Origin of the sequence: Streptomyces sp. NRRL S-495, from assembly GCF_000966955.1 — a bacterium.
GTDB classification, from domain to species: Bacteria; Actinomycetota; Actinomycetes; order Streptomycetales; family Streptomycetaceae; genus Kitasatospora; species Kitasatospora purpeofusca.
Genome location: NZ_JZWY01000116.1, coordinates 1 through 1,717 on the forward strand (window position 1 = coordinate 1; position 1,717 = coordinate 1,717).

Consider the following 1,717-nt stretch of genomic DNA (forward strand, 5'->3'; position numbering starts at 1 on the left):
GGGTGGCCGACGCGGTCGAGTTCGCCGGGCGGCCCCGTTCGGCCGCCGACGCCTGGGCGGACGGCACCGTCGTGGTCTTCTCCGCCCTCTCCCAGCGCCGCCCCCGCCTGCTGGCCGACGCGATGCTGAGCGGCCGCGCGGTGGTCAGCACCGATGTCGGGGTGGCCCGCGAGGTGGTCGGCCCGACCGGGCTGCTGGTGCCGCCGCGCGACCCGCAGGCCCTGGCCGGAGCCTGTCTCGCCCTGCTGCGCGACGGCGAGCGCCGGGCCCGGCTCGGGCTGGCCGGCCGCCTGCGGGCGCAGGAACGCTTCGCCGTCGAGCCGGTGACCGGTGCCTTCCGGGAGATCTACCTGGAGCTGGTCTCGCAGTGGCCGGCCTTCCCGGCCGCCGCGCCCGACGCCGGTGCCGGCCCGCGGCCCCGGCCGTTCGCCCGGCCCGCCGAGTACTGGATCACCGACCGCCGGCACACCGCGCCGGGGGAGGCCGTTCCGGCGGCCGCCCCCGTGACGGCGGACCCGGGGACGGCCGAAGGCACCGGCACCGAAGGCACCGGCACCGACGGCACCGACGACGGCGGCACCGCCGACCGGGCGGACGGGGCCGGCGCCGTGGTGGCGCTGTCGCGGGGGCGGGTGCCGGCGGCCGGCGAGGCGCCGGACCGGGCCGGGTCGTTCGCGGAGGCGGTCTGATGGCGGGCGGCGGGGGAGCGGCGGCCGTCGGGCTCGCGGACGGGTCCGGTGACCCGGTCCGGGAGGTGATGGCCGAGCACCGGGTGCTCTGCGAACGGGCCGTGGACCCGCTGGAGATCGCCGCCGGGCTGGCGGAGGCCGGGCTGGGACCGGCCGCCGCCGCCCGGTGCCGGCATGCCGACCNGTTCTCGCTCGCCGAGGAGCTGTACGCCCGGGTGCCGCGCCGGCCGCCCTCGGCGGAACCGGCCGAGCCCGCCGGGGGCCGGCAGCGGCGGCGCGGGGCGGCACTGCGGACGGCGGGGCTGGCCGTGCTCCCGTGCGCGGCGGCGGCCGCGCTCGGCGGGAGCCGACCCGTCCTGCTGGTGGCGGCCGTTCCGCTGGCCCTGGTCCCGGCCGCCGCCGGGAGCGCCGGAGCGGGCGGTGCGGCCGCCGTGCCGTGGGTCGGGCCGGGGCTCGGGGAGGGGCCGGAGGCGGAGCTGGGCCCGGCCGGACCGGAGCACGGGCGGACGGGCCCGCCCGCCGGGACCCGCCGCTGGTGGGATCCGGCCGCGCGGGGGGCCGGGCTGGCCGCCCTGCTGCTGGTGCCGCTGGCCGTGGCGGCCGACGGGCCGGAGGAGCGGCGGGTGACGGCCGCACTGGTGCTGGCGGCGGCGCTGTCCACCGGGTCCGCGGAGTGGGCGGCCCGGTGGTACCGGCAGGTCGGCCGGGGGCACCTGGGGGCGGCGGCGACGCTGGCCGAGTTCAGGTCCCGGATGCGGCCGGTGCTCCCGGTGGCGCTGGCGCTGCACCTGGCGGTGCTGGCCGTGCTGAGTTTCGCGGCGCTGGCCGTGCTGACCGCGCTCGCGCCGCGCCCGGGCCCGGCGCACGGCGGCGGGCTGCTGCACCTGGCGGCCGAGCGCGCCGAGCCCGCGCAGTGGGCGGCACAGGGCGTGCTCGGCCTGCTGCTGGTGCTGCCCGTGCTGCTGGCACGCTGCGGCCGTCCCGCGGCGGCCGCGCTGGGCGCGCTGGCCGGAGCGGCGGGCACGGCG

1 protein-coding gene is annotated in these 1,717 nt (G+C 82.1%); it reads left to right on the forward strand.

Annotation, left to right across the window (positions count from 1 at the left end; all coding sequences use genetic code 11):
• Positions 1-689: glycosyltransferase (locus VR45_RS08555; protein ID WP_045939067.1), on the forward strand; the 689-nt coding region annotated here is incomplete at its 5' end.
• Positions 690-1,717: the final 1,028 nt, after the last annotated feature.